The 22812-nt window shown below is 68.3% G+C and carries 20 protein-coding genes; 15 read left to right on the plus strand and 5 right to left on the minus strand.

Annotated elements, in window-relative coordinates:
- Positions 1 to 7 precede the first annotated feature (7 nt).
- The 3 genes from F4554_RS23740 to F4554_RS23750 all read right to left on the minus strand — a co-directional run bounded on the left by F4554_RS23740 (position 8) and on the right by F4554_RS23750 (position 3925).
- Complete coding sequence (locus F4554_RS23740) at positions 8 to 2050, minus strand: chloride channel protein (RefSeq protein WP_179789611.1); 2043 nt, start codon at positions 2048 to 2050, stop codon at positions 8 to 10.
- Positions 2051 to 2061: 11 nt separating this feature from the next.
- Positions 2062 to 2583, minus strand: coding sequence for a MarR family transcriptional regulator (locus tag F4554_RS23745; RefSeq protein ID WP_202889438.1), 522 nt, complete (start codon positions 2581 to 2583; stop codon positions 2062 to 2064).
- Between the two features lie 124 nt (positions 2584 to 2707).
- On the minus strand, positions 2708 to 3925 hold the full coding sequence (locus F4554_RS23750; protein ID WP_179789613.1) for an ROK family transcriptional regulator: 1218 nt from the start codon (positions 3923 to 3925) through the stop codon (positions 2708 to 2710).
- Between the two features lie 196 nt (positions 3926 to 4121).
- On the opposite strand from F4554_RS23750, the gene F4554_RS23755 reads away from it, so the two are divergent.
- Genes F4554_RS23755 through F4554_RS23780 form a run of 6 tightly spaced genes read left to right on the plus strand, consistent with a single transcriptional unit; the run spans position 4122 to position 10210 of the window.
- Complete coding sequence (locus F4554_RS23755) at positions 4122 to 4907, plus strand: TIM barrel protein (RefSeq protein WP_179789614.1); 786 nt, start codon at positions 4122 to 4124, stop codon at positions 4905 to 4907.
- Positions 4904 to 5914, plus strand: a complete 1011-nt coding sequence (locus F4554_RS23760) for a Gfo/Idh/MocA family protein (RefSeq protein WP_179789615.1) — start codon at positions 4904 to 4906, stop codon at positions 5912 to 5914. Before F4554_RS23755 ends, F4554_RS23760 begins: the two co-directional genes overlap by 4 nt.
- Before the next feature lie 21 nt (positions 5915 to 5935).
- Entirely contained in the window at positions 5936 to 7486 is a 1551-nt protein-coding gene (locus tag F4554_RS23765) for an ABC transporter substrate-binding protein (protein WP_179789616.1), read from the plus strand.
- 5 nt (positions 7487 to 7491) lie between these two features.
- Positions 7492 to 8475, plus strand: coding sequence for a carbohydrate ABC transporter permease (locus F4554_RS23770; protein ID WP_179789617.1), 984 nt, complete (start codon positions 7492 to 7494; stop codon positions 8473 to 8475).
- Positions 8472 to 9374 (plus strand): carbohydrate ABC transporter permease, encoded by a 903-nt coding sequence (locus F4554_RS23775; protein ID WP_238341389.1) that lies wholly within the window; start codon positions 8472 to 8474, stop codon positions 9372 to 9374. The genes F4554_RS23770 and F4554_RS23775 overlap by 4 nt, the downstream gene beginning before the upstream one ends.
- A gap of 20 nt (positions 9375 to 9394) precedes the next feature.
- The gene (locus tag F4554_RS23780) at positions 9395 to 10210 is read left to right on the plus strand and encodes an SDR family NAD(P)-dependent oxidoreductase (RefSeq protein ID WP_179789618.1); all 816 of its coding nucleotides are present in this window, start codon (positions 9395 to 9397) and stop codon (positions 10208 to 10210) included.
- 8 nt (positions 10211 to 10218) lie between these two features.
- On the opposite strand, the gene F4554_RS34240 is transcribed toward F4554_RS23780, so the two are convergent.
- Together F4554_RS34240 and F4554_RS34245 are read right to left on the minus strand one after the other, a co-directional pair.
- Positions 10219 to 10473, minus strand: coding sequence for a P-loop nucleotide/nucleoside kinase family protein (locus F4554_RS34240; RefSeq protein WP_179789619.1), 255 nt, complete (start codon positions 10471 to 10473; stop codon positions 10219 to 10221).
- Between the two features lie 21 nt (positions 10474 to 10494).
- The gene (locus F4554_RS34245; RefSeq protein WP_179789620.1) at positions 10495 to 10704 is read right to left on the minus strand and encodes a P-loop nucleotide/nucleoside kinase family protein; all 210 of its coding nucleotides are present in this window, start codon (positions 10702 to 10704) and stop codon (positions 10495 to 10497) included.
- 120 nt (positions 10705 to 10824) lie between these two features.
- On the opposite strand from F4554_RS34245, the gene F4554_RS23795 reads away from it, so the two are divergent.
- The 9 genes from F4554_RS23795 (at position 10825) to F4554_RS33790 (ending at position 22789) form a co-directional block, all read left to right on the plus strand.
- Positions 10825 to 11724: an aminoglycoside phosphotransferase family protein gene (locus F4554_RS23795; protein ID WP_179789621.1), complete on the plus strand. Its 900-nt coding sequence runs from the start codon at positions 10825 to 10827 to the stop codon at positions 11722 to 11724.
- Between the two features lie 42 nt (positions 11725 to 11766).
- The gene (locus F4554_RS23800) at positions 11767 to 12561 is read left to right on the plus strand and encodes a methyltransferase domain-containing protein (RefSeq protein ID WP_179789622.1); all 795 of its coding nucleotides are present in this window, start codon (positions 11767 to 11769) and stop codon (positions 12559 to 12561) included.
- Complete coding sequence (locus F4554_RS23805; protein ID WP_202889439.1) at positions 12542 to 12976, plus strand: HIT domain-containing protein; 435 nt, start codon at positions 12542 to 12544, stop codon at positions 12974 to 12976. Before F4554_RS23800 ends, F4554_RS23805 begins: the two co-directional genes overlap by 20 nt.
- Before the next feature lie 296 nt (positions 12977 to 13272).
- On the plus strand, positions 13273 to 14007 hold the full coding sequence (locus F4554_RS23810) for a FadR/GntR family transcriptional regulator (RefSeq protein WP_179789623.1): 735 nt from the start codon (positions 13273 to 13275) through the stop codon (positions 14005 to 14007).
- Positions 14008 to 14139: 132 nt separating this feature from the next.
- On the plus strand, positions 14140 to 15927 hold the full coding sequence (locus F4554_RS23815) for a peptide ABC transporter substrate-binding protein (RefSeq protein WP_179789624.1): 1788 nt from the start codon (positions 14140 to 14142) through the stop codon (positions 15925 to 15927).
- A gap of 33 nt (positions 15928 to 15960) precedes the next feature.
- Positions 15961 to 16896 (plus strand): ABC transporter permease, encoded by a 936-nt coding sequence (locus F4554_RS23820; RefSeq protein ID WP_179789625.1) that lies wholly within the window; start codon positions 15961 to 15963, stop codon positions 16894 to 16896.
- Complete coding sequence (locus F4554_RS23825) at positions 16893 to 17771, plus strand: ABC transporter permease (protein WP_179789626.1); 879 nt, start codon at positions 16893 to 16895, stop codon at positions 17769 to 17771. The genes F4554_RS23820 and F4554_RS23825 overlap by 4 nt, the downstream gene beginning before the upstream one ends.
- 6 nt (positions 17772 to 17777) lie before the next feature.
- Positions 17778 to 19898, plus strand: coding sequence for an ABC transporter ATP-binding protein (locus tag F4554_RS23830; RefSeq protein WP_179789627.1), 2121 nt, complete (start codon positions 17778 to 17780; stop codon positions 19896 to 19898).
- A gap of 128 nt (positions 19899 to 20026) precedes the next feature.
- Positions 20027 to 22789: an AAA family ATPase gene (locus F4554_RS33790; RefSeq protein ID WP_179789628.1), complete on the plus strand. Its 2763-nt coding sequence runs from the start codon at positions 20027 to 20029 to the stop codon at positions 22787 to 22789.
- The last annotated feature ends 23 nt before the right edge of the window (positions 22790 to 22812 follow it).

Here is a 22812-nt window from a genome sequence, read left to right on the forward strand (position 1 = left end):
GAACCGATCAGACGTGCGCCGGCCGCGGAGTGAGGTCGCCCAGGTCGTCGGCGTGCTCGGCGGGCACCAGCACGCTGAGCCTGTCCCCGCTCTCCAGCACCGTGTCAGCGGTGACCGGCACCGCCGCCTCGTCGCGGCGGATCGCCATCACCCGGGTGGCGGGCGGCCAGTTCACCTCACTGATCCGCAGCCCGGCAAGGTCGACGTCGGCGCCCGCGTTGCCGTCCAGGCTGAGCCCGACGACCCGGAACCCGCCGAGCTTGCGCGGCTCGGAGCGCGCGTCCTCGGCCACGTCGGCGAGCCGGCGCCGATAGCGGGTGAGCACCTGCTTGTGGTTCAGCCAGCCGACGAGTTCGCTGCCGTCGTCGGCGAGCACCGGCAGCCCGTCGTCCTCGGCGTTGTCGAGGAGGCTCAGCGCACTGGCCAGAGTCTGGCCGCCGGACAGCGCGGGTACGGCGGTGGCCAGGGCGGCGGCCGTCGCGTCGAGTTCGTTGTCCCGGGCCGCGGCCTCGGCCTGGCGTACGGAAATCGTTCCGCGGTATGCACCCTGGCCGTCGACGACGGGCACCGCCGGGTCGCTGCCCTCGGCCAGCCGGGACAGTACGTCGTCCAGCGGGGCGTCGAAGGCGAGCGGTGCCGGCACCGGTTGCATCGCCTCCCCCACGGTGAGCGTTTCCAGCAGGCTGGCCGAACGGCCCCGCATGATGTCGATCCCCCGGCGCCGGAGCTTGAGCGTGTAGATGGTGTCCCGGGACAGCCGCTTGGACAGGGCGGTCGCCACCGCGACCGCGGCCATCAGCGGGAGGATGATCGAGTAGTCACCGGTGAGCTCGAAGATGATGAGTACGGCGGTGATGGGTGCCTGCGAGGTCGCGGCGAAGACCGCGCCCATGCCGACCAGCCCGTACGCCCCGGCCGACCCCACCAGCCCCGGCAGCGCGGCGTGCGCGGCAAGGCCGAACGCGCTGCCTGCCATCGCACCGAGGAACAGCGACGGCGCGAAGACTCCGCCGGAGCCCCCGATCGAGATGGTGAGACTGGTGGCGATGATCTTGCCCACCAGCAGTACGAGCAGGAACCACACCACGTAGTGACCCTCGACGGCACCGGACAGCACCGGGTAGCCCACGCCGTACATCTGCGGCAGGACGAGCAGCACCCCACCCAGCAGCAGGCCACCGACGGCCGGGCGCAGCCACTCCGGTCCACGCCAGATCCGGTCGGCCAGATCCTCGAAACCGTAGAGAATCCTGACGAAGCCCAGTCCGACGACCGCCGCGAGCACCCCGAGCAGGACGTACGTCACGAACTCCGCGGGCGAGGTGAGGTGGAACGCCGGCAGGTGGAGGAACGGCGCGTCGCCGAACACCGCGCGCCCGATCACCGCGGCGGTCACGGACGTGAGAACCACCGCACCGAACGACTCCGCACCGAAGTCGTTCAGGATGAGTTCCATCGCGAAGAACACCCCGGCGATCGGAGCGTTGAAGGTTGCCGAGATACCACCGGCCGCGCCGCAGGCCACCAACAGGCGCAGGCGTTTCTCCGGCAGGCGGACGACCTGGCCGAGGCTGGACCCGAGCGCCGACCCGATCTGCACGATCGGCCCCTCCCGGCCGACCGAGCCACCGGAACCGATGCACAGCGCGGACGCCAGCGCCTTCACCACCGCGACCTGCGGGGCGATCCGGCCGCCGCGTTCGGCGACCGCGAGCATCACCTCGGGCACTCCGTGACCGCGGGCCTCGCGGGCGAACCGGTGCACGACCGGCCCGTAGATCAGGCCGCCGACGACCGGGGCGAGAACCACGAAGAACATGCCGAGCCTTGGTACGAAGTGGTTGGCCGCGTGCCCGGCGCCGGAGTAGTCGGCGTGGCCGCTGAAGAGTTCGGTGAACCACAGGATCAGGTAGCGAAAGGCGACGGCGCCCAGCCCGGCGCCGAGACCGACCACCAGCGCCAGCGGCACCAGCCCGGCGGGCGTTCCCCGCAACCAGTCGAAGCCACGGCGCAACCGGCTGGACGGACGCCGGACCACGACAGCTGACATCGGTTCCACACTCACGAGCGGTGCTCGCCCTCCACTTCCGGGTCCTGTTCGGATCGCTCGAACTGTTCGAATCCCAGCCACCACTGCTGCTCCGGCACCTCACCCGCGGCGTCGGCCAGTGCCCGGAGCCCGGCCACGGCGCCAGCCCGCTCCTGCGGTGACATCCGGGCGACGATGCGCCGGATCTCGGCGCGCCGGCGACGGGTCACCTTGGCGACGTACCGCCGGCCGGCCGGTTTCAACGTCACCTCCACGGCGCGACGATCACCGGGCAGGGGTTGCCGGTCCACCAGGTCCGCCTTCACCAGGCGGTCGATCAGCCGGGTCGCCGTCGAGGGCGTGACGCCCAGCTCCGCCGCCAGATCGACTCCCCGCTGCGGCCCCCGGCCGGCCAGCACGACCAGCGCGCGGTACTGCGGAAGCGTCACGTCACCGAGATCGGCCACCGAACGGGCGGCCACCGCGACCAGCGCACGACTGGCCGTGATCAACGCGTCGACCACGCCCTCGGGGTCCTCGCCTGATTCATGCACTGGGTGATTATTGCATCCCGCAATTATCCCGGGTCGCATCGGTTCCTGCGGGGGCGGTGACACGAGGGCGAACCGACCACTGCCACTCACCCGGCGGACGGAGCCAGGGTCCCGGAGTGCGGGCTCAGCCGCGGGCGCCCAGCGGCGCGTGGAAGATCTCCCGCAGCGCCAGGGTGGCCGCCCCGATCGTGGGCGCGTCGACCAGGTTCGACACCTCGATCCGTACGGCGTCCCGCATGGCCGGGAAGATCCGTCTGCGGACCTCCTCGCGAACCGGGACGACCAGTGCGTCACCGGCGGAGGAGAGTTCCCTGCCGAGCAGGATGAGTTCGGGGTCGAGGGTGTAGATGATCGTCACGATCCCCGCCGCCAGATGCCTGGCCACGTCGGCGAAGACGTCGACGACGTGCGGGTCGCCGGCGTGCAGTGCGGTGACGACCTCGGGCAGCGTCACGTCCGCGGCGCGACCCTTTCGCCCTCGCTGTGAGCCCGACCGCACGGCCTCCAGCACCCTGGGGACGGAGACGTACGTTTCCAGGCAGCCGTTGTTGCCGCACGCGCACTGCGGACCGTCGAGGTCGACGCTCAGGTGCCCGGCCTCCCCCGCCAGGTCGTGGTTGCCGCGGTAGAGGTCACCGTCGAGGACCAGGCCGGTCCCCACGCCGACACCGAGATTGAGCAGGACGAAGTTCTGCGCCCCCTGTCCCGCACCGAACCACAACGCGGCGAGCGCACTCGTGTTGGCGTTGTTGTCGACCCAGGTCGGAAGCTTCCACCGGTGCTCGAGTTCGGCGGCCAGCGCGACGGCCCGCCACGAGTCGAACGAACGCGGCGCGAGGTACTGGCCCGTGCGGATGCTCACCGGCCCGGGGATACCCATCCCGATGCCCACCACCGCGTCGCGTTGCATGGACGTGAGGGGCCTGAGCAGACGTTCGACGACCCGGCTGCCGATCGGCACCGCCGTCTCCTCCCGCCACGGGTTGTCCGCCTCCTGCTCGATCCTCGCGTGCACCGCGCCGGACAGGTCGACCAGCGCGCCCGTGATCGTGTGCCGGGCGAGGTCCAGGCCGACGGCATAACGACCCGTCGGGTTGATCTCCAGGCTGATGGGCCGGCGACCGGCACGCTGAGGCGAGCGCGTGCCGGTCTCGTTCGCGAGACCGGAGGCGATGAGCTCTTCGACGATGTGGGAAACGGTCGCCGGGTTGAGCCCGGTCTGCCGCGCGAGATCGACGCGTGCGATCGGGGCCATTCGGTGGATCGCCCTGAAGACGACCGCACGGTTGCTCTGCTTCACACTGCGGTGGTTGGCGCCGGAGTAGCCGTTGGTGAGCCGCATCTGCCCTTGACCTCCTGCGTCCACCACCCTTGACAGGGCTGAGAGTGATCAATACGTTAACCGATCAGAGTTGGTTGCAACAATCACTCAATCAATCCCGATCGATCGATCGACCTCAGCGTTTGCAGTCCTGCAGCTCCCTAGGTTCAGTCCGCAATTCCGCAGCCCCACCTACCTACGAGGGGGGTGCCTGGCCGTGCGACTTTCCTGTGCGGAACAGATGCTGGGCCGGCGTCCAATCGAGGACAAGCTCGACTTCGTCCGGGAAGCCGGACTCGACGGCATCGACCTGCGAATGGCCACCGTCAGCGAACCGTCGGTGCGTGACCGACTCGCGGACAGTGGCGTTCCGGTCGGCGCGATCTACTCCCAGCTCCGAGAACCAGGCCTGCTGTCGGCCAGGGCGGCCGACCGTGCCGGCGCGGTCGACCGGGTGGTCGAGTACGCGGAGACCGCCGATGCCGTAGGCGCGTCCAACCTGATCCTGGTACCGGTCTTCGGTGCCGCGAGACTACGTGGATTCGGGCAGGTGCTTCCCCTGCACCAGGTCGAGACCGCTGTGCTCATGGTGAGTCTCGCCGAGATCGCCGAACGGATCGCCGACCTCAGCGTGCGGGTCACCATCGAGCCGCTGAACCACGGTGAGACCCATTTCCTCACCGATCCCGGTGTCGGTGCCGGCATCTGTGACGCGATCGGGTCACCTCGCATCGCCACGATGGTCGACACCTACCACTGCGAACGCGAAGGCCAGAACATCCCGGAGATGATCACGGCCGCGGGCGACCAACTCGCCCTGGTGCATCTCTCCGACACCGATCGACGCCTTCCCGGCGACGGCGACATCGACTTCGGCGCGGTCCTCGCCTCGTTGGACGAACACGGCTACACGGGCTGGCTGGGCCTGGAGTGCCGACCGGTCGACGACGTGGAGGACCTCCGCCGGACCGTCCGGCACCTGCGTGAGGGAGCCCGGCCATGACCATCACGGTCGCCGTCGTGGGAGCCGGCCGCATGGGCCGCCTGCACGCGAAGCAGCTGAACGACATTCCGGATGTGCGCATCGTGGGTGCGGCCGACGTGCGCGCGGAAGCAGTCGAGGAGTTCACCGCGGAGTTCGGGGGGACCGGATCGGTCGACTACCGAGAACTGCTCGATCGGACCAGCCCGGACGTGGCGTACTTCTGTACACCCGCCGGTGAGCACCTGGACCAACTCACGTTCGCTGCCGAGCGAGGCATCAACGTCTTCGTGGAGAAGCCGTTGGCTCCGTCGGTGACCGCGGCCACCGCGGCCGCGGAGATCATCGAGCGGCACGGCGTTCTCTGCACGGTGGGCTATCAGTGGCGCTACAGTCCGCTGACCGACGTGGCAAGGGACGCGCTGGCCGGACTCCCGCCGACCATGTTGGCCGGATGGTGGTACTGGACGATCCCGCCGCTCCCCTGGATCCGGGACCGGCGAACCGGCGGTGGCCAGATCTTCGAGCAGGCGACCCATCTGATCGACCTCATGCGCTTCCTGGCCGGTGACGTCAGCACCGTCTTCGCGGCGTACGCGGACAACGCGATCCCCGAGGAGGAGCTGCCGAACTGGGACGCCAGCGCGGTCACTCTCGGGTTCGCCAACGGCGCCGCCGGAAGCGTCCATTCCACGTACGCGTTGTTCCCGGGGATTCCGGGGTCGAACGGGGTCGACGTCGCCGCGCGGGAGGTCCTGGTCCGGGTCAACCTCGCGAAGGCGACGGTGTTCCGTCGCGGAGTCCCGCCTGAGGAGACCGCGGCCCGAGCCGGCTGGAACATCGACCAGGAGTTCATGACGATCGTTCGGCGCAACGATCCGCCCGCGGTGCGGGCGACCGCCCGCGAGTCGGCCCAGAGCATCGGCGTCTCGCTGGCCGCCAACTACTCGGCAGTCACCAAACAGGTGGTCGACCTGCGTGACTTCATGACGAACCCACCCGACGACGCCACCATCATGCCGCTGTGAAGCCCAGCAGGAGGTTGTGAAATGAGTGACCGATCCATCTCACGTCGAAGGATGCTGCACCTGGTCGGCGCCGGCGGCGTGGGCCTGGTCACCGCGTCCTGCGTCAACACCTCAGACTCCACCGGAGGCGGCGCAGGGCAGCCGGCTCGCCCGAAGTCCTCGACGGCGTTCGACATCCCGGCCGCGACGACCAAGCTGCCGAGCGGCAACGTCCGGTTGCGCTGGATGGACTCCGGAGACATGAAGGCGCGCTTCTTCGAGAAGTTCTTCCCCGCCTACCAGAAGAAGCATCCGAACATCTCGGTGAAGTACGACGGCACGAACTGGAACCAGATCACGCAGGTGGTGACGTTGGGCGTGCGCAACGGGACCGTGCCCGACGTGTTCCAGTTGCCGGGCCAGATCACCATGGGGATGGCCGTCTCGAACGGCTGGATCGGTGCGTACGACGACATCATCCCTGACTTCGACAAGGTGAAGGCTCGCTATCCCGGCTACTCGTTCGCCCCTGGGGTGACCGACTTCGGCGGCAAGACGTACGCAATGCCGCTCACCGGCAACGGCCGGATCAACAACCTCCTGCTGTTCAACCGCGACCTGGTGAAGGACGTCGGGGCGGACCTCGCCAACGAGGTGATCACCTGGTCGAAGCTGCGCGAGGTCTGTAAGACCGTCACCAAGCAGGGCAGTGGGAAGTACTACGGGATCATCTTCGGTCTGGCCCAACCGGGCGGGTTGGCCGGACCGGTCAGCACTCTCTGCGAGATGGCAGGTGTGCACGGCGGCGCCGACGGCATCGACTGGCGGACCGGCAAGTACAACGTCACCAACCCGATCGTCGTCGAGGCGATCGAACTCATGCTGGCGATCAGGAAGGACGGCAGCGCGCACCCGGACTCGGTCAACCTCGACGCGCCCGGTGCGCGGTCGCGGATGCCGTTGGGTCAGGCGGGCATGATGTTCCAGGGTCCGTGGAACATCGTCGCCTGGCGGGAGGACAACCCCGACTTCCATCTGGGGCTGAACATCCCACCGCAGAAGAACCCCGAGGACATCTGGCCACTCGCCTTCGGACCCGGCGGATCCAACTCCTGGGTGTACTCCAGCAAGACCAAGCTGGGCCCGGTCATCGGCGACATCATGAGCTACCTCTCCAGCGCCACCGGCCAGGTGCGGTGGGCCGACTACGACGGAGCGGCCGACCCGCCGTCGTTCCCGGACGCGATCAAGAAGGCGAAGCTGGACGACCTGCAGCAGAAGGCGATGGACCTCGGCGCGAAGCACACCGTCATCCGGCCCGAGCCCGCCGTACGCAACCCTGATGTCAGCAAGGTCTACGAGGTGCAGGTCCCGGCACAACCGTCGTTCAGCGACACCCTCGTCGGCCTGTACACCGGGCGGATCGGCGGCAGTGTCGAGAAGGCGATGAAGCAGATGGAGGACCGGCTGGAGAAGTCGCTCGAGGACGCCATCAAGAAGGCGGCTTCGCGCGGCGCCAAGGTCTCCCGCGACGACTGGGTGTTCGAGGACTGGAACCCGCGCGCTCCCTACACCAAGCTCTACCAGGACTGAGCACGATGGCCTCGATCTCCGCCGTACGTCGCGAGCCGGCAGGGCACGAGCCCCGCGACTCGCTGCGTCGGCGCATCTGGGCGGCCCGACCCTGCTACCTGCTGATGCTTCCCGGGCTCGTGCTGATCGTGATGTTCTCCTTCTACCCGCTCGTCATGTCGTGGTACTACGCGTTCTTCGACTGGAGCGGCTTCGAGCAGGCGAAACACTTCGTCGGCTGGCAGAACTTCAGCGAGCTCATGGGAGACGAGTACTTCTGGAAGGCGTTCGGGCGGTCGGCGTGGTTCGCGGGCGTCGCGACGCCCGTCGAACTCCTGCTGTCGCTGGTCGTCGCGATCGTCCTCAACGACCGGTCGCTACGACTCGCTCCGCTGTTCCGGACCCTGTTCTTCGTTCCGGTCGTCACCACCACGGCCATCGTCAGCATCGTCATGAGCATGGTCTTCTCGGCGTTCAACGGCCCGGCCAACGAGGTGCTGCGCGCACTCCACCTCACCGAGCGCCCGGTGGGCTTCCTCACCGACCCGCACGTGGTGATGTGGACCGCGATCGGCATCTTCGTCTGGAAGTGGTTCGGCCAGCCGATGATCTACTGGCTCGCCGGCCTGCAGACCATCCCGACCGAGCTGTACGAGGCCGCCCAGGTCGACGGAGCCGGCTGGTGGCGGCGCTCCGTCTCCATCACGGCGCCGCTGCTGACGCCGTTCGCGGTGATCATCACGCTGATCGTCCTGGTCGGAAACATGCAGGTGTTCGCGTTCATGCAGGCGCTGACCCACGGCGGCCCGTACTTCTCCACCGAGGTGATGGAGCTGTACATCTATCGAACGGCGTTCGGCGCGCAGGGCCAGGTCTCGGCCCAGCGCCTCGGATACGCCTCCGCCGCAGGTGTGCTGTTCGGCCTGTTGCTCATCGTGCTCGCCGTCGCCCAGATCACCGCCGTCCGCAGACTGCGCCGCGGACCCGGAGCACCGGTGGAGTCGCGATGACCATCCCCGAGCTGACCGCGCGGGACTCCCGGGCAAAGGCGGGCCTCCCCAGTGCCGGTGTGGGTCGACCGCGCCCGCGGGGGCGGGTCAGGCGGATGGTGACCTACGCGATTCTCACGCCGATCGCCCTGGCGTGGATCTATCCGTTCCTGTGGATGATGTCGGCGTCGGTGCGCCCGAACGGCAAGGTTTTCGCCGGTCTCGGGCTCTTCCCGACGAAGTGGTTCTTCAGCAACTACACCGACGCCTGGGTCGATGCCGAGATGGGGCGCTACTTCCTCAACACGGTCGTCGTGACCTTCAGCGGCATCGCGATCGTCGTCTTCACGACCGCGACGATGGGCTACGTCCTCGGCCGGTACGCCTTTCCCGGAAGGAAAATCCTGGTCGCCGTACTCGGCGCCCTCGTCTTCCTCCCACAGGGATACACGATCATCCCGATCTTCGACCTGATCGGGAAACTCCACCTTGACGGCACGTTGTTCGGGATCATCATCGCCGAGAGCGGCCAGGCCCACATCATCCAACTCCTTCTCTACGCCGGGTACTTCCGGCAGCTCCCGAAGGAGCTCGAGGAGTCGGCGACGATGGACGGTGCCGGCTTCTTCACGATCTTCGTGCGGGTCTTTCTCCCGCTGGCGAAGCCGGTGACGGCTACCGTCGTCATCCTGCAGTTCATCGCGAGCTGGAACGACTTCCTGCTCCCGCTGGTGCTGACCCTCAGTCAACCCGACCTGCGCACCCTCGCGGTCGCGATCTACTCCTTCCAGGGCGAGAACTACACCAGCTACGCACAGATGAACGCGGCAAGCACGATCAGCCTGCTTCCGGTGGTCGTGGTGTTCCTCCTGCTTCAGCGCTACTTCGTCGAGGGGATCGCCGGTGCGGTGAAGCAGTGACCGAAGGGAGCGACGGGGACATGGGAACACTGCAAGGACAGGTTGCGGTGGTCACCGGTGCCGGGTCGGGGATCGGCAGCGCGATCGCCCGCCGGCTGGCCCACGACGGGAGGCTCGTCGTCGTGGTGGACGTCGACCGCGAAGGCGGCGCGAACACGGTCGAGCGGATCGAGGAGTCCGGTTGCTGCGCCGGCACGGCACGGCTCCATGTGGCCGATCTCGCCGACCCGTCGCAGCGGGAGGGTGTCATTCCGGCGGTGCTCGAACGTTTCGGCCGGGTGGACGTACTCGTCAACAACGCGGTCTACCACGGGCCACGCGTTCGGCTGGTCGATCTGGACGAGGACGAGTGGGCGCGGGTACTGACCACCAACCTGACCACCACGGCGATGCTGTGCCGGGCGGCCGGCCGGCACATGCTCCCACGTGGCAGCGGCGCGATCGTCAACGTGACGGCCATCCAGGAGCACCTCCCACTTGCCACCTACACCGCGTACGGCGCCAGCAAGGGTGGCATCTCCGCGCTGACCCGGGCGGTCGCCGTCGAGATGTCACCAGGCGGCGTCCGGGTCAATGCCGTCGCACCCGGTGTCATCGACACTGCGTCGACCCGGGAGAGTCTGGGGGACGGCGACATGGGGATCGAGCGTCCGCCGCCCACCCTGGTCGGCCGGTCGGGCAGACCTTCCGAGGTTGCCGCCGCGGTGGCGTTTCTTGCCTCGGAGGAGGCGTCCTTCGTCACCGGAGTCGTACTCACTGTCGACGGCGGTCGACGCCTCAGCCGCGGCGCCGACCCGTTCGCGGAGAAGCACGGCCGGCCTGTGTCGTCCGGCTGAGCATCGGGTCAGGTGTCCGTGGTGTCCACGACGACGTGTGGTTCGTCGGGGCCCAGCGGGTCGACTTTCGCCTTCAGGACGTCGAAAGTGTTGCGCACCATGCGCAGGCTGCCGGAAGGGTCGGAGTTGCGCTCCTCCACCCGCTGCCACGCCACGTCGTCCGCGCACCTGACGTCGTACAGCCGGACCGTCGCACCGCACGCTGCGACCCGCTCACGGGTGGCGTCGCGGAGCTCGCGGCTCCAGAAGCCGAGGTCCAGCACGACGTCGAGGCCGAGCGTCAGTCAGCGAGCCCACACCGGTTCCATGGCGGTCACGAGCCGGGCGCTGATCGTGCCGACGTCCGGTTCGACGTCGGCCTCGTCGTCGCCGTACAGGGCGGTGAGCCACTCGTCCAGCGTGAACCGAACGGCGTCGGCGTCGCGTTCCAGCCGCTTCGCCAACGTGGTCTTGCCTGCCCCGATGTAGCCGTGGATCAGGTGCGCGGTGGGCATGGTGGCCGATGCTAGCCAGACGGATCGGCGGACGCGACGAGGTTTCCCTCTTCAGGGAGGTCGGCCTTCAGTAGGGTCGACGCGAAGCCGGAACGGCGTACTCGGGAGGTCGCGGCACTCGTGGTGACGGAGATTCCGGACGAACTACGGCAGGCGACCGTACGACGCGACGGCGGAACCGCCTGGCTGGCATCGTTACCAGCCCTGGTGGACGAGCTGCTGCAGCGCTGGAACTGTGTGCCCGACGGACCGACGGTCGGCGGCAAGGTCGGAATCGTCGTACCGGCGAAGTCCGGTGCGCACGGCGACGTCGTACTCAAGGTGTCCTGTCCGCATCCGGCGAACGTGCACGAGCCGGACGCCTACGAGACGTGGGCCGGACATGGGGCCGTGCAGGTGTGGGAACGCGACGACGAGCGGTTCGCGATGCTGCTGGAGCGCGTGGGCCCGGATCGGCCGTACGAGGTGCTCCCGGTCGACGACGCGGTACGGGTCGCGGGTGTCCTCGTCCGCCGGCTCGCCGTCCCCGCTCCCCCACAGCTGCCGCGCGTCTCCGACTGGGCAGCCGAGTGGGCCGAGATCGTCGACCGGGCGGCCGGGCGCCTGCCGGACCAGGTCGTGAAGGCCGCGCGCGAGACGGTGCGGGACCTCTGCCGGGACCAGCCGGACACGATGGTGCACGGAGACCTGCACCTCAACAACGTGCTACGCGGCGTACGGGAGCCCTGGCAGGTCATCGATCCCAGCGGGTGGGCCGGCGACCCGGCGTTCGACGCCTCGACTCTGCTCCGCACCACCGCGGTCGGCGGCCTCGCTGTGGGTTTCATCGCCCCGGAGGAGTTCGAGCCCGCCCTGCTGCGCTGGCTGGCCATCTTCGCCGAGGCTGCCGAACTCGACCCCGAGCACGTACGCCGGTGGGCTCAGGTCCGTGCCGTCGTCCGGGCCCAACAGCATTTCGAGTGGGACACCCCGCAGTCCGACCAGGACACCAACGACCACTTCGCGAGCGTCCTGACCTGAAACCGAGGCGACACCGGACGGCTTGCCCAGCAGACTGGCCGCGTGTCCGATCCGGAGTACAGCGACGACTACACCGACCCGCGGCTCGCGGTGTTCTACGACCAGCTCAACCCGTGGGGACCGGAGAGCGACTTCTACCTCGACCTCGTCCTGGCCGCGCGCTCGGTGCTGGACGTCGGCTGCGGTACGGGCGCCATCCTGCGGGCCGCCCGCGCCGCCGGCCACACCGGACGGCTGGTCGGCCTGGATCCGGCGGCGGCGATGCTGGACCAGGCCAGAGCGGGCTCGGGCATGGCCGGGCAGGCAACCGACGTCGAGTGGATCCTGGGCGACCTCGGCTCGGTCAGCTTCGACGGCGAGTTCGACCTCGTCCTCATGTCCGGCCACGTCTTCCAGGTGTTCCTCACCGACGACGAGATCGCGGCGACCCTCGCGGCGGTCCGGGCTGCGCTGGACGGTGACGGTCGGTTCGCGTTCGAGACGCTGAACCCGCGGCTGCGTCCCTGGGAGAGGTGGACGAACGGTGCGCAGGTGGTCGCGGCCGACGGCACGGTGGTCGACACCGCGAACACCGACCCACGGCTGGTGGAACCCGGGATCGTCGAGGTGGTCGGCCGGTTCGCCAGCGCCTCCTGGGAGCGGGAGGTGCTGTGCCCGAGCCGCTTCCGCTTCGTCGGGGAACCAGAGCTCGACGGACTCCTGACGGCGGCCGGGCTGTCCGTCGAGGACCGCTTCGGCGGCTGGGACCGGCGACCGTTCACCGGGCAGGAGCCGGAGATCATCACGATCGCGAGACCGGTGCGGGATACTTCTGCCCGTGGCGCTCATCGTTCCTGACGACGACTGTTCGTTCTGTGCCTACCTCCGTGGTGACCGGCCGTTCACCGTCCTGAAGCAGTTGGACAAGGTGGCTCTCCTCGTCACGCGGGAACAACGCGGCGTGGGGCACGTGCTCGCGATCCCGACCGCGCACCGGCCCACCCTGCTGGACCTCGCGCCGGACGAGTACGCACCGCTGATGGAACTCACCCAACGCGCGGCGACCGCGATCGTGCAGGCCTTCGACGTCGAGGGCGTGGCCGTCTGGCAGAACAACGGCGTGCCCTCCCACCAGACCGTTCCGCACGTGCACTTCCACGTGGCCGGAACGCTGCCCGGTGGGGGCACCGACTGGGGAACGGTCCCCCGGCTGTCGTTCGACGAAACTGCCCGGATCGCCGACCGTCTTCGACCACACCTGCAGACCGACTGACGAGTGCACCAAGGTCGCTGTCAACCAGTGCTTTTGCCTTCGCCACGACTGGCTCACCTGGTGGCGACAGGCGAACCCGTAACCAGGTAACGGCTGAACAGCACCTTAGAGCCCCGCGCCTTTTCCATGTAACGCGACAACCATGAACGAACCAAAGTTTGGCCGATTGGGGACGTACAGCCTTCTGCCAACTGGCAGACGACCACGTCTTCCAGTCGTTCGCCGACAAGTAGCCGTTGACACCCAATTCCCTCGGCCGTATCTTTCTCGCACCCAGAGAATGAGGCAGACAGAGAATGATTGACCCATTCCGAAGCAGCGGTCTGAACGTCGTCTCTCGCAAGCGCCTCACCGACCAGACCGCCGCAGCCCTTCGCGACTACATCCTGACCAACCGCCTCGCGGTCGGCACCCGCCTCCCGGCAGAGCCCAGCCTCGCCCAGTCGCTCGGAGTCAGCCGCAACGTGCTGAGGCAGGCTGTGGCATCACTGGAGGCATTGGGAATGCTGCGCGTAACGCAGGGCAGTGGTACCTATGTCGCCGACGTCGCCGACTCGGAGGTGTTCGCACAGATCGCCGCCTGGATGGGCTCCGACGGCCTGACCGAGCAGGACTACCTCGAGGTCCGTGCGATCTGGGAGCGCGGGATCTATGAGCTGGTGCTCGACCGGGCGTCCGCGTCCGACCTGGACCACCTCGACGAGATCAGCTCGGCGATGGTGCACGCCGAAGACCTCGGCAAGGCCGCGACGCTCCACGAGGAGTTCCACGACGTCCTGCTCCGCGCCACCGGAAACCAGTTCCTGGTCACGGTCGGGTCGATCCTCCACCGTTTCTTCTGGGAGTTCGGTTACCGACGGGCACAGGTCCGAAAACCCCCAGCAGAAAGACTTCTCGACGGCCACCGTTCGATAGTGCGACTGTTGCGAACGCGTGACCCGGGCAACATCCAGCACATGATCGACCTGCACCTGTCGCCCCATGACGGCGGCGACGAAGGCGCCGACGAGAAGGAGGGGTGCGCCACCTAGCAGCGGTGGAACACGGGGTGCTCATTCACCCCTGGCATCGGCCAGGGGTGGTCGGGGGTGAAGGTGACTGCTCGCGGACTCGACGTCGGCCACGTGTGGCATCGAGTCCACAGAATCATGGAGGTACCGGCAATGAGCGAATTTTCGACTGGGCAATCCGCCCGCCTTCCACACCTGACCCGCCGCGGTTTCCTGGTAGGGGCCTCGGCACTGAGCCTGGCCGCCTGCAGCAGCTCCCAGAACACCAGCAGCGGCGCCGGCACCAAGAACGCGCTCGGCGTGAAGCTGCCCGCCGGTGCCGCACCAGCCGCGGACCAGTACTACGTGCAGCCCTTCGACTCGACCGGCGCGAGCTACAAGGCGCTCGACTTCTACGAGAACGTCTACTCCCGCGCTCCGCTGGCCGACCAGTTCGACATCCCCCTCGTACGGCTGAACCAGGACTACCAGATCGTCCCGGGCGCAGCCAGCAGCTGGGAGCAGTCCGCCGACAAGAACAGTTGGACGTTCCATCTCCGTAAGGGGATCATGTGGTCGGACGGCAAGGAGCTCACCGCCGCCGACTACGTCGAGACCCTGCGCTACTCCGCCGATCCCAAGCATGCATGGGACTTCAGCTGGTTCTGGTCCGGCGTCATCAAGAACTACACCGACGCGGTGGCGGGCAAGGTGCCGACCAGTTCGATCGGTGTGAAGCAGGGGGAGGACAAGTACACCCTCGTCATCGAGACGGAGGGTCCGGTCGCCTACATTCCTTCCGCCTGCCTCTACACCACACCACTTTCGGCAGCGGCGCTGCACAAGTACGGCTCGGGCAGCTACAACATCAACCCGGCGACCTGTGTCACCTGCGGACCGTACAAGCTCACGAAGTTCGACCCGACGGCCCAGATCGTCCTGGGGCCGAACAAGAAGTACACCGGCCCGTTCAAGCCCACGGTCGACACCCTGGTGGGGAAGATCTACGCAGGCGGTGACATGCTCCCGCGATTCCAGACCGGGCAGGTCGACGAGATCAGCGTGACCCCTCTGGACCTGAAGATCGCGGCGAAGAACCCGAAGACCAAGGATCTCCATCTCTACAAGAACCCCAACGACTTCGAGATCTGGTACACCTTCTTCGACACGAAGAAGCCACCGTTCGACAACATCAAGGTCCGGCAGGCACTGGCGCACAGCGTCGACCGGGACTCCCTGGTCAAGAGCCTGCTCGCACCTCTCGCCACGCCGGCGTACGGCTACCTCATGCCGGGTTATCCCTTCGCCGTCGAGGACCAGCTGAAGCCCTACACCAACTACGACCCCGCGAAGGCGAAGTCACTGCTCGCCGAGGCGGGATATCCCAACGGCAAGGGCTTCCCGCCGGTGAAGTTCTACTGGTGGGCGAACGCGGTCTCCAACACCGAGGCGGTCGTGCAGGCGCTGACGCACACCTGGAACTCCGTGCTCGGCATCAACATCACGCTCCAGCAGCTGGACAAGACGACCTTCTACGCGCGGATGAACAAGAAGCCGACCGACATCTCGATGGGCTTCGTCTCCTACGGCATGGACTACTTCGACGCGTCGAACATGCTGAGCGTGTACAAGAGCGACGGCCGGCACAACTGGAACAACGCCCAGTACGACAAGCTTCTGGCGAAGGGCGCGGCCGAGAGCAGGAGCGCCGCGCGCCAGGAGATCTACACCGAGGCGCAGGTGCAGCTGACCAAGGAAGCGCCGGGAGTCTTCATCTTCCACCTGCTCTACGGCTACTACTACGCCCCGTACATGCAGGGCAAGGCGCTGGCGAAGAACAAGAACGGCTACGACGGCATCCAGTGGCCGGGCTTCGCCGCGACCAGCGACTCCCTCCAGAACCTCCATGTCGCACAGAACAAGCAGAACTGGCCCCGCCAGAAGCCGAGCGGCATCTCCTGACCCGTCGCATCTACCACGGAAGGTGGTGCGGCCTTGGTTGCCTATCTCGCCCGAAGGTTCCTGACCCTGCTACTGGTCATGTTCGTCGTGACCATGCTCATCTTCGGACTCATGCACGCCGTGCCCGGCGGGCCGTTCGACCAGACCCAGCAGCCCTTGCCGGGCCCCGCGATGGCGAACGTCATGCGTAAGTACGGACTGGACCAGCCGATCTGGCGGCAGTACCTCAACTGGTTGTGGGCACTGCTGCACGGCGACCTGGGGATTCCCTTCGAGCAGCCGACGATGACGGTGACCGGGCTGATCGCGAAGGCCTGGCCGATCACTTTGTTGGTCGGCGGCCTCACGATCCTGCTGTCCTACGTCGGCGGCCTGGTGATGGGTTGTGTCGCGGCGTTGCGGCACAACACCTGGCTGGACTGGCTGCTCACCTCCGCCGTGTCGACCGTCGGAGTCGCGCTGCCCAACTACGTCGTGGGCTTCCTCCTCATCTCGCTGTTCTCGGTCAAGCTCGGGTGGTTGCCCGTAGGCGGGTGGGGCCAGCCCCAGGACCTCATCCTGCCCGTCATCGCCTTCTCGCTCTATCCGATGGCGCTGATGGCCAGATACACGAGGGCCAGCACGCTCGAGGTGACCTACGCCGACTACGTACGCATGGGACGTGCACGTGGGCTGTCGGAGCGGCGGCTGACGGTGCGCTACATCCTGCGTACCGCGCTCATCCCCCTGATCACGATCATGGGGCCGAACATCCCGAACATCCTCACCGGGTCGATCTTCATCGAGGCGACGTTCGCCCTTCCCGGGCTCGGGAGCTACTTCACCACGGCCAGCCTGCATCGTGACTACCCGCTGATCCTGGCTCTCGTGCTCATCGTCGCGGTCCTGTGGGGGACCTGCTACATCCTGAGCGACGTCGCCTACACGCTCGTCGATCCTCGTGTGCGACTGGAGGGACTCTCCCGATGACCATGGCACTGGGCCGTTCGGCCGTACGGAGTTCGAACTCCGGATTCTGGCATGCGGCGTGGTACCGCTACCGGCGCAACCGGCTCGCGCTCGTCAGCGGGGTCATTGCCGTGCTCATCGTGCTGGTCGCCTTGTTCGCACCACTCATCGCTCCCTACGGCTACGCCGCCCAGGACCTCAGCCAGTCCCTGGTCGGGCCGAGCCTGCACCACCTGCTGGGCACCGACGAGTTGGGCAGGGACCTGCTGAGCCGGGCGATCTACGGCGCGCAGACCTCGATGACCATCGCCGTGGGCGCTCCACTCGTCGGCGCGCTGATCGGGATCCCGATCGGAATCGCCAGCGGTTGGTTCGGCGGCCTCGTCGACGCGATCACCCTGCGGGCCTTCGAGATCTTCACGATGGTGCCGCAGATTCTGCTGGCGCTGTTGCTGATCGCGCTGTTCGGGTCCGGTGTGCTGAAGCTGCTGCTCTTCCTCGGAGTGACAGCGTGGGTAGGGTTCGCCAGGCTCGCACGTGCGCAGTACATCGCGCTGCGAGATCGCGACTTCGTGGTCGCCGCCCGCGCCATGGGCGTGCCGACGTGGCGGATCATCACCGTGCACGTGCTGCCGAGTGCCGTCGGTCCGCTGATCGTCTTCTTCGTCCAGCAGGTTCCGGCCACCATCTTCGCCGCGGCCGGGTTCAGCTTCCTCGGACTCGGTGTGCAGGATCCGACCGCCGACTGGGGAAAGATGATCAACGACGGTCAGCAGTACGTCACCATCAACCTCACCGTCGCGCTTCTGCCCATCGTCTGTATCGCGCTCGCCACCCTCACCTTCAGCTTTGCCGGGGACGGTCTGCGTGATGCCCTCGACCCGACATCAAGGTAGGCGGACATGCACGACGACCAGCAACCGCAGGAACTGAGTGGCCGGCCGCTGCTCGAGGTCCGGGACCTACAGGTCTCCTTCCGACTGGAACGCAGCACCATCTACGCCGTACAGGGACTCGACCTGCGGGTGGGCGCCGGAGAGCGGCTCGGCGTCGTGGGTGAGAGCGGCTCCGGCAAGAGCGTTTCGGCACAGTCCGTCCTGCGGATGGTTCCCTCGCCCGGCCGGATCACCGGCGGCGACATCCTGTTCGATGGCGAGAGTCTGCTTTCCCAGCCAGAGCACAGGATGCGGCACGTCCGCGGGCGGCAGATCGGCATGATTCCGCAGAGCCCGATGACCTCCCTCAATCCCGTACTGACCGTGGAGGACCACTTCGACGAGGTGCTGTCACTGCATCTGGGTCTGGCCGGGGCCGAACGCCGCGACCGGACGGTGGAACTCCTTCGCTCGGTGGGGATTCCCGATCCCGCGACCCGCATGCGCGAGTACCCGCACCGCCTGAGTGGCGGTCAGCTGCAGCGGGTGATGATCGCACTGGCGATGGCGTGCCGGCCGCGGCTGCTGATCGCGGACGAACCGACCACGGCGCTGGACGTCACCATCCAGGCGCAGATCCTCAAGCTGTTCGACGATCTGGTGGCCCAGTCGAACGTCGGCGCGATCCTGATCACGCACAACCTCGGCATCGTCGCCGGACACTGTGACCGGGTGGTCGTGATGTACGCGGGCCGGGTCATGGAGACGGCCACAGTCACCGAGCTGTTCGCCCGTCCCGCACATCCCTACACGCTGGGTCTGCTGCGGTGCGTGCCGAGGTTGACGGCAACCAGGACCCGTAAGTTCCATGCCATCCCCGGCCTGCCTCCCCGCGTGACCGAGCGGATCGACGCCTGCCCGTTCGCCCCGCGCTGTGAGCGCGCCACCGACACATGTCGTACTCAGACCCCTCCCCTGGACGACATCCGGCCGGGCCACTCGATCGCGTGCTGGCACCCGGTCACCGACGCAACGGAGGTCGTGATGACGTCGACACCCACGACACCCGCGACACCCGCGACACCCGCGACACCCACGGCCGCGGAGCCACCGGTGCCGACCGCACCGGACCCGCTGCTGGAAGTCGAGGGGCTCGTGGTCCACTACCAGGTCCGCGGCGCGGGCACGGTGGTACGGCGGCGGGAGACCGTCCACGCGGTCGACGGGGTCGACCTCTCCCTCGACACGCACCAGACGCTCGGCCTGGTCGGTGAGAGTGGTTGCGGGAAGAGCACCACCGGCCGTTCCGTCCTGCTTCTGGAACGCCCGACCGCGGGCTCGGTCCGGTTCGAGGGGCGGGACCTCACGGCACTGAGCAGGCGCGAGCTCAGCGGACTCCGCCGGCGGATGCAGATCGTCTTCCAGGATCCTGTCGGCTCCCTCAACCCCCGGCACACGGTGGGCCAGCTTCTGCGTGAACCCCTCCACGTACACCACCTGGTCCCGAAGCAACGACAACGTGAACGCGTGGAGGAGCTCCTGGACCTGGTGGGCCTCCCCACGGATGCCGTCTCGCGCTTTCCGCACGAGTTCAGTGGTGGGCAGTGCCAGCGGATCGGGATCGCGCGGGCGCTGGCGGCAGAGCCGTCCTTCCTCGTTCTGGACGAACCGGTGTCCGCCCTCGACGTGTCCATCCAGGCGCAGATCCTCCAGCTCCTGACCGATCTGCAGGACCGGCTGGGGCTGTCCTACCTGTTCATCGCCCACGACCTCGCCGTCGTCGGGCAGATGAGCGACCGGGTGGCGGTGATGTATCTCGGGAAGATCGTGGAGATCGCCGAGCGCGACTCGCTGTACGCACGACCGCACCATCCCTACACGCAGGGGCTCTTCTCCGCCGTCCCCGTACCCGACCCGACGTTCAGCCGGGAGCGCGGGGACACCGTGGTGGGTGGTGAGGTTCCGAGCTCGCTGGCCCCTCCTCCCGGTTGTCGCTTCCACACCCGGTGCCCGCTGGCCCGGGAGCGTTGCCGTACCGAGGAACCTCCGCTGGAACAGGTCGCCCCGGGCCACCGGGTCGCGTGTCACTTCGCCGACGAGGCCGTACGCGACAACCCGTTCGACCTGGCCCCTGCAGCCGAGGTGTGAGGCCGAAACGCTGACGAATCATCGCAAACAAGGACGGTGCGGCTGGCCCGATCGCGGGACGCCGGCGAGCGTGCGACGCTGAGAGTCACAGCCCATCGCGAGCACGAGATCAGCCGAAGGAGTCGACCGTGACGCAGACGCTCCTTCGGGGACGCTCGGCCGAGGTGGAGACGACGCTGCGCGTGCTCGAGGAGACGGCCACGACGGGCCGCTCCACGGTGCTCGTCGTCAGCGGCGAGGCCGGCCTCGGCAAGACCGCCTTGCTGGAAAGCGTGCGCGCACAGGCCGAACGCGACGGCTTCACCGCCTGTGTGGGAAAGGCCGAGGAGCTCGACCGGATCTCACCGATGGCCCCGCTGCTGCTGGCGCTGCGAGGCGGCCGCCCACCGCTGCTGTCCGAGGGTGACCTCGCCGCGGTGGGTCCGCTGCTGGACCAGCAACTGTGGTTGGTGGACCGGATCGCGGCACCGCTGGAGGAACGTTCCCAGCGCACGCCGATCCTCATCGCCGTCGACGACGTGCAGTGGGCAGACCGGCTGACGTTGTTCGCGTTACGGCTGCTGCCTCCCCGGCTGGCGGCGTCGCCCATCGTGTGGCTGCTCACCGCCCGGGACACGCCGGCGACGAGCACCGAGCTCTCCGAGGTGATGCCGCGCGACCTGCCCGTCCATCAGATCACCCTGCGACCGTTGAGCCCGAACGCGATGAGGGAGCTCGCGGCGGACCGCCTCGGCACCGAACCGGGTCCGCGGCTGACGCGCCTGCTGGAGGGTACGGCCGGAAACCCTTTCCTGGTGACCGAGTTGCTCGACGGTGTGCTGAACGAGGAGATGGTCGAGGGCGGCGACGTCACCGAGTCCGGTCCCGGCGTACCCACCAAACTGCGCACCGCGTTGCGGAGGCGACTTTCCGGACCGGACAAGGACGTGTGGAGCCTGCTCCAGGCAGGGTCGGTCCTGGGCGGCACGTTCTCCATCGACGACGCGGCCGCACTGCGGCGCGTACCCGTCTCCGATCTCCTGCCCAGCCTGCACGGCGCGCTCGCCGAAGGCATGCTGATCGACACCGGGGAACACGTGGCCTTCCGGCACGACCTGATCCGGGAAGCCGCCTACGAGGACCTGACACCGACCGCACGGCGGGTGCTGCACCGCGCGGCGGCCGAGCACCTGCTCGCCACCGGCCGTACCGCCGTGGACGCCGCGCACCACCTGATGGCGGGTGCGCCGGCCGGGGACCGGGACGCGGCGGACGTCCTGCGCCGTGCCGCCGCCGAGGTCGCGCCGCAGTCGCCGGCCACGGCGGTCAGCCTGATCACCCATGCCTACAACCTGTTGCCCCGCCGCGATCCCCTCCGGCTGGAGGTGGGGCAGGAGGTGGTTGACACCTTCGTACGCGCGCGACGGGTCCAGGACGCCATCTTCACCGCGGACGAACTGTTGCGTACTTCCCCCGACGCCGAGACCGCCGCACGCATCCATTCCCGGCTCGCCCGTCCGCTGTGGGATCTCGGCCTGGACGAGCGCCTGCTCGCTCGGGTCACCGAGGCGCTGGAACTCGACGGGATCTCGCCGCAGGTGCGGGCCCTGCTGCTGGCGCAGCGGGCGCTGGCGATGTCCCGGTCCGACGACCCCGACGCGGCGGTGAACGCCGGCCACGCGGCACTCGCCGACGCCGACGAGGTGAGAGACACCGACGCCCGTACGACCGCCCTGCGCGCGCTCGGGCACGCCGCGGCCACCGACGGCCGGTACGGCGACGCGCTGGACTTCCTCCAGCAGGTACGCGCGGTCCACGGCGGACCCGCCCAGGCGGCCGAGTTGCTCGCGCTGGCCCTGCTCGACCGCTACGACGAGGCGCGGGACGGACTCACCCGGTCACGCCAGGAGGCCGAGGAACACGGCGCGACGTGGGAGGTGCCGGCGTTCGGCTGGTGGGAGGCCGCGATCGACCTGGCCGCCGGGCGAATGGAGGACGCGGAGGCCGGCGCGCGCACGATCGTACGGCTGGCAGAAGATCTGCAGGAGTACGGCTACCGAGTCCAGGCGTACGCCCTGCTGGCCCGGATCGCGTTGCTGCGCGGCGATCTGCGGCAGGCCGGGGAGTACATGACGCAGGCCACGCGGTGGACCAGGTCGGAGGTCCGGCTGGCCTCCGCCCAGGCGACGCTGGCGCACGCGTTGTGGCTGGACGCCGGTGGAGACGCGGAGGGTGCGGCCCGGCTACTCGGCGCGGCGGCGGACTCACCGGCCGCGCTGGCCCGGCACACCGGCGCCGGTTACGCCGACCTTCCGGCCGTCGTCCGGATCGCCCTGCGTGGCAAGGACACCGAGCTCGCCCGGCGGGCGGCCCTGCTTGCCCAGCAGTACGCCGACCGCAATCCGGGCGTCGCCACCGCCGCCGGTGTCGCCCTGCACTCCAGGGCGTTGCTCGACGACGACGTGAACCTGCTCGGAGAGGCCGTTACCGTCCTGCGGGAAAGTCCCCGTCTCCTCAGCCGTGCCTCGGCAGCGGAGGACCACGGCCGCGCGCTCGTCGCGCACGGCCGTCGCGAGCCGGGGGTGGCAGAACTGGACCGGGCATGGGACGCCTACGTCGCCCTCGGCGCGACCGGCGAGGCGCGCCGGGTTCAGCGCCGGCTCCAGTCGACCGGAGCGCGACGTCGCCGCTGGATGGCGACAACCCGCCGTCCCAGCACAGGGTGGGACGCGCTCACCGACACCGAGCGCAGGGTCGCTTCCCTGGTGGCCGAAGGCCGTACGAACCGTGACGTCGCGCAGACCCTGTGTCTGTCGCCGAACACCATCGGCACCCACCTGCGGTCGATCTTCGGCAAGCTCGGCGTCAACTCACGGGTCCAGCTGACCCGGGAGGTCCTCAGCCGGCGGTGATGTCTCCCTGGTCAGGTGACGCA

Origin of the sequence: Actinopolymorpha rutila, assembly GCF_013407855.1 — a bacterium.
GTDB classification, from domain to species: domain Bacteria; phylum Actinomycetota; class Actinomycetes; order Propionibacteriales; family Actinopolymorphaceae; genus Actinopolymorpha; species Actinopolymorpha rutila.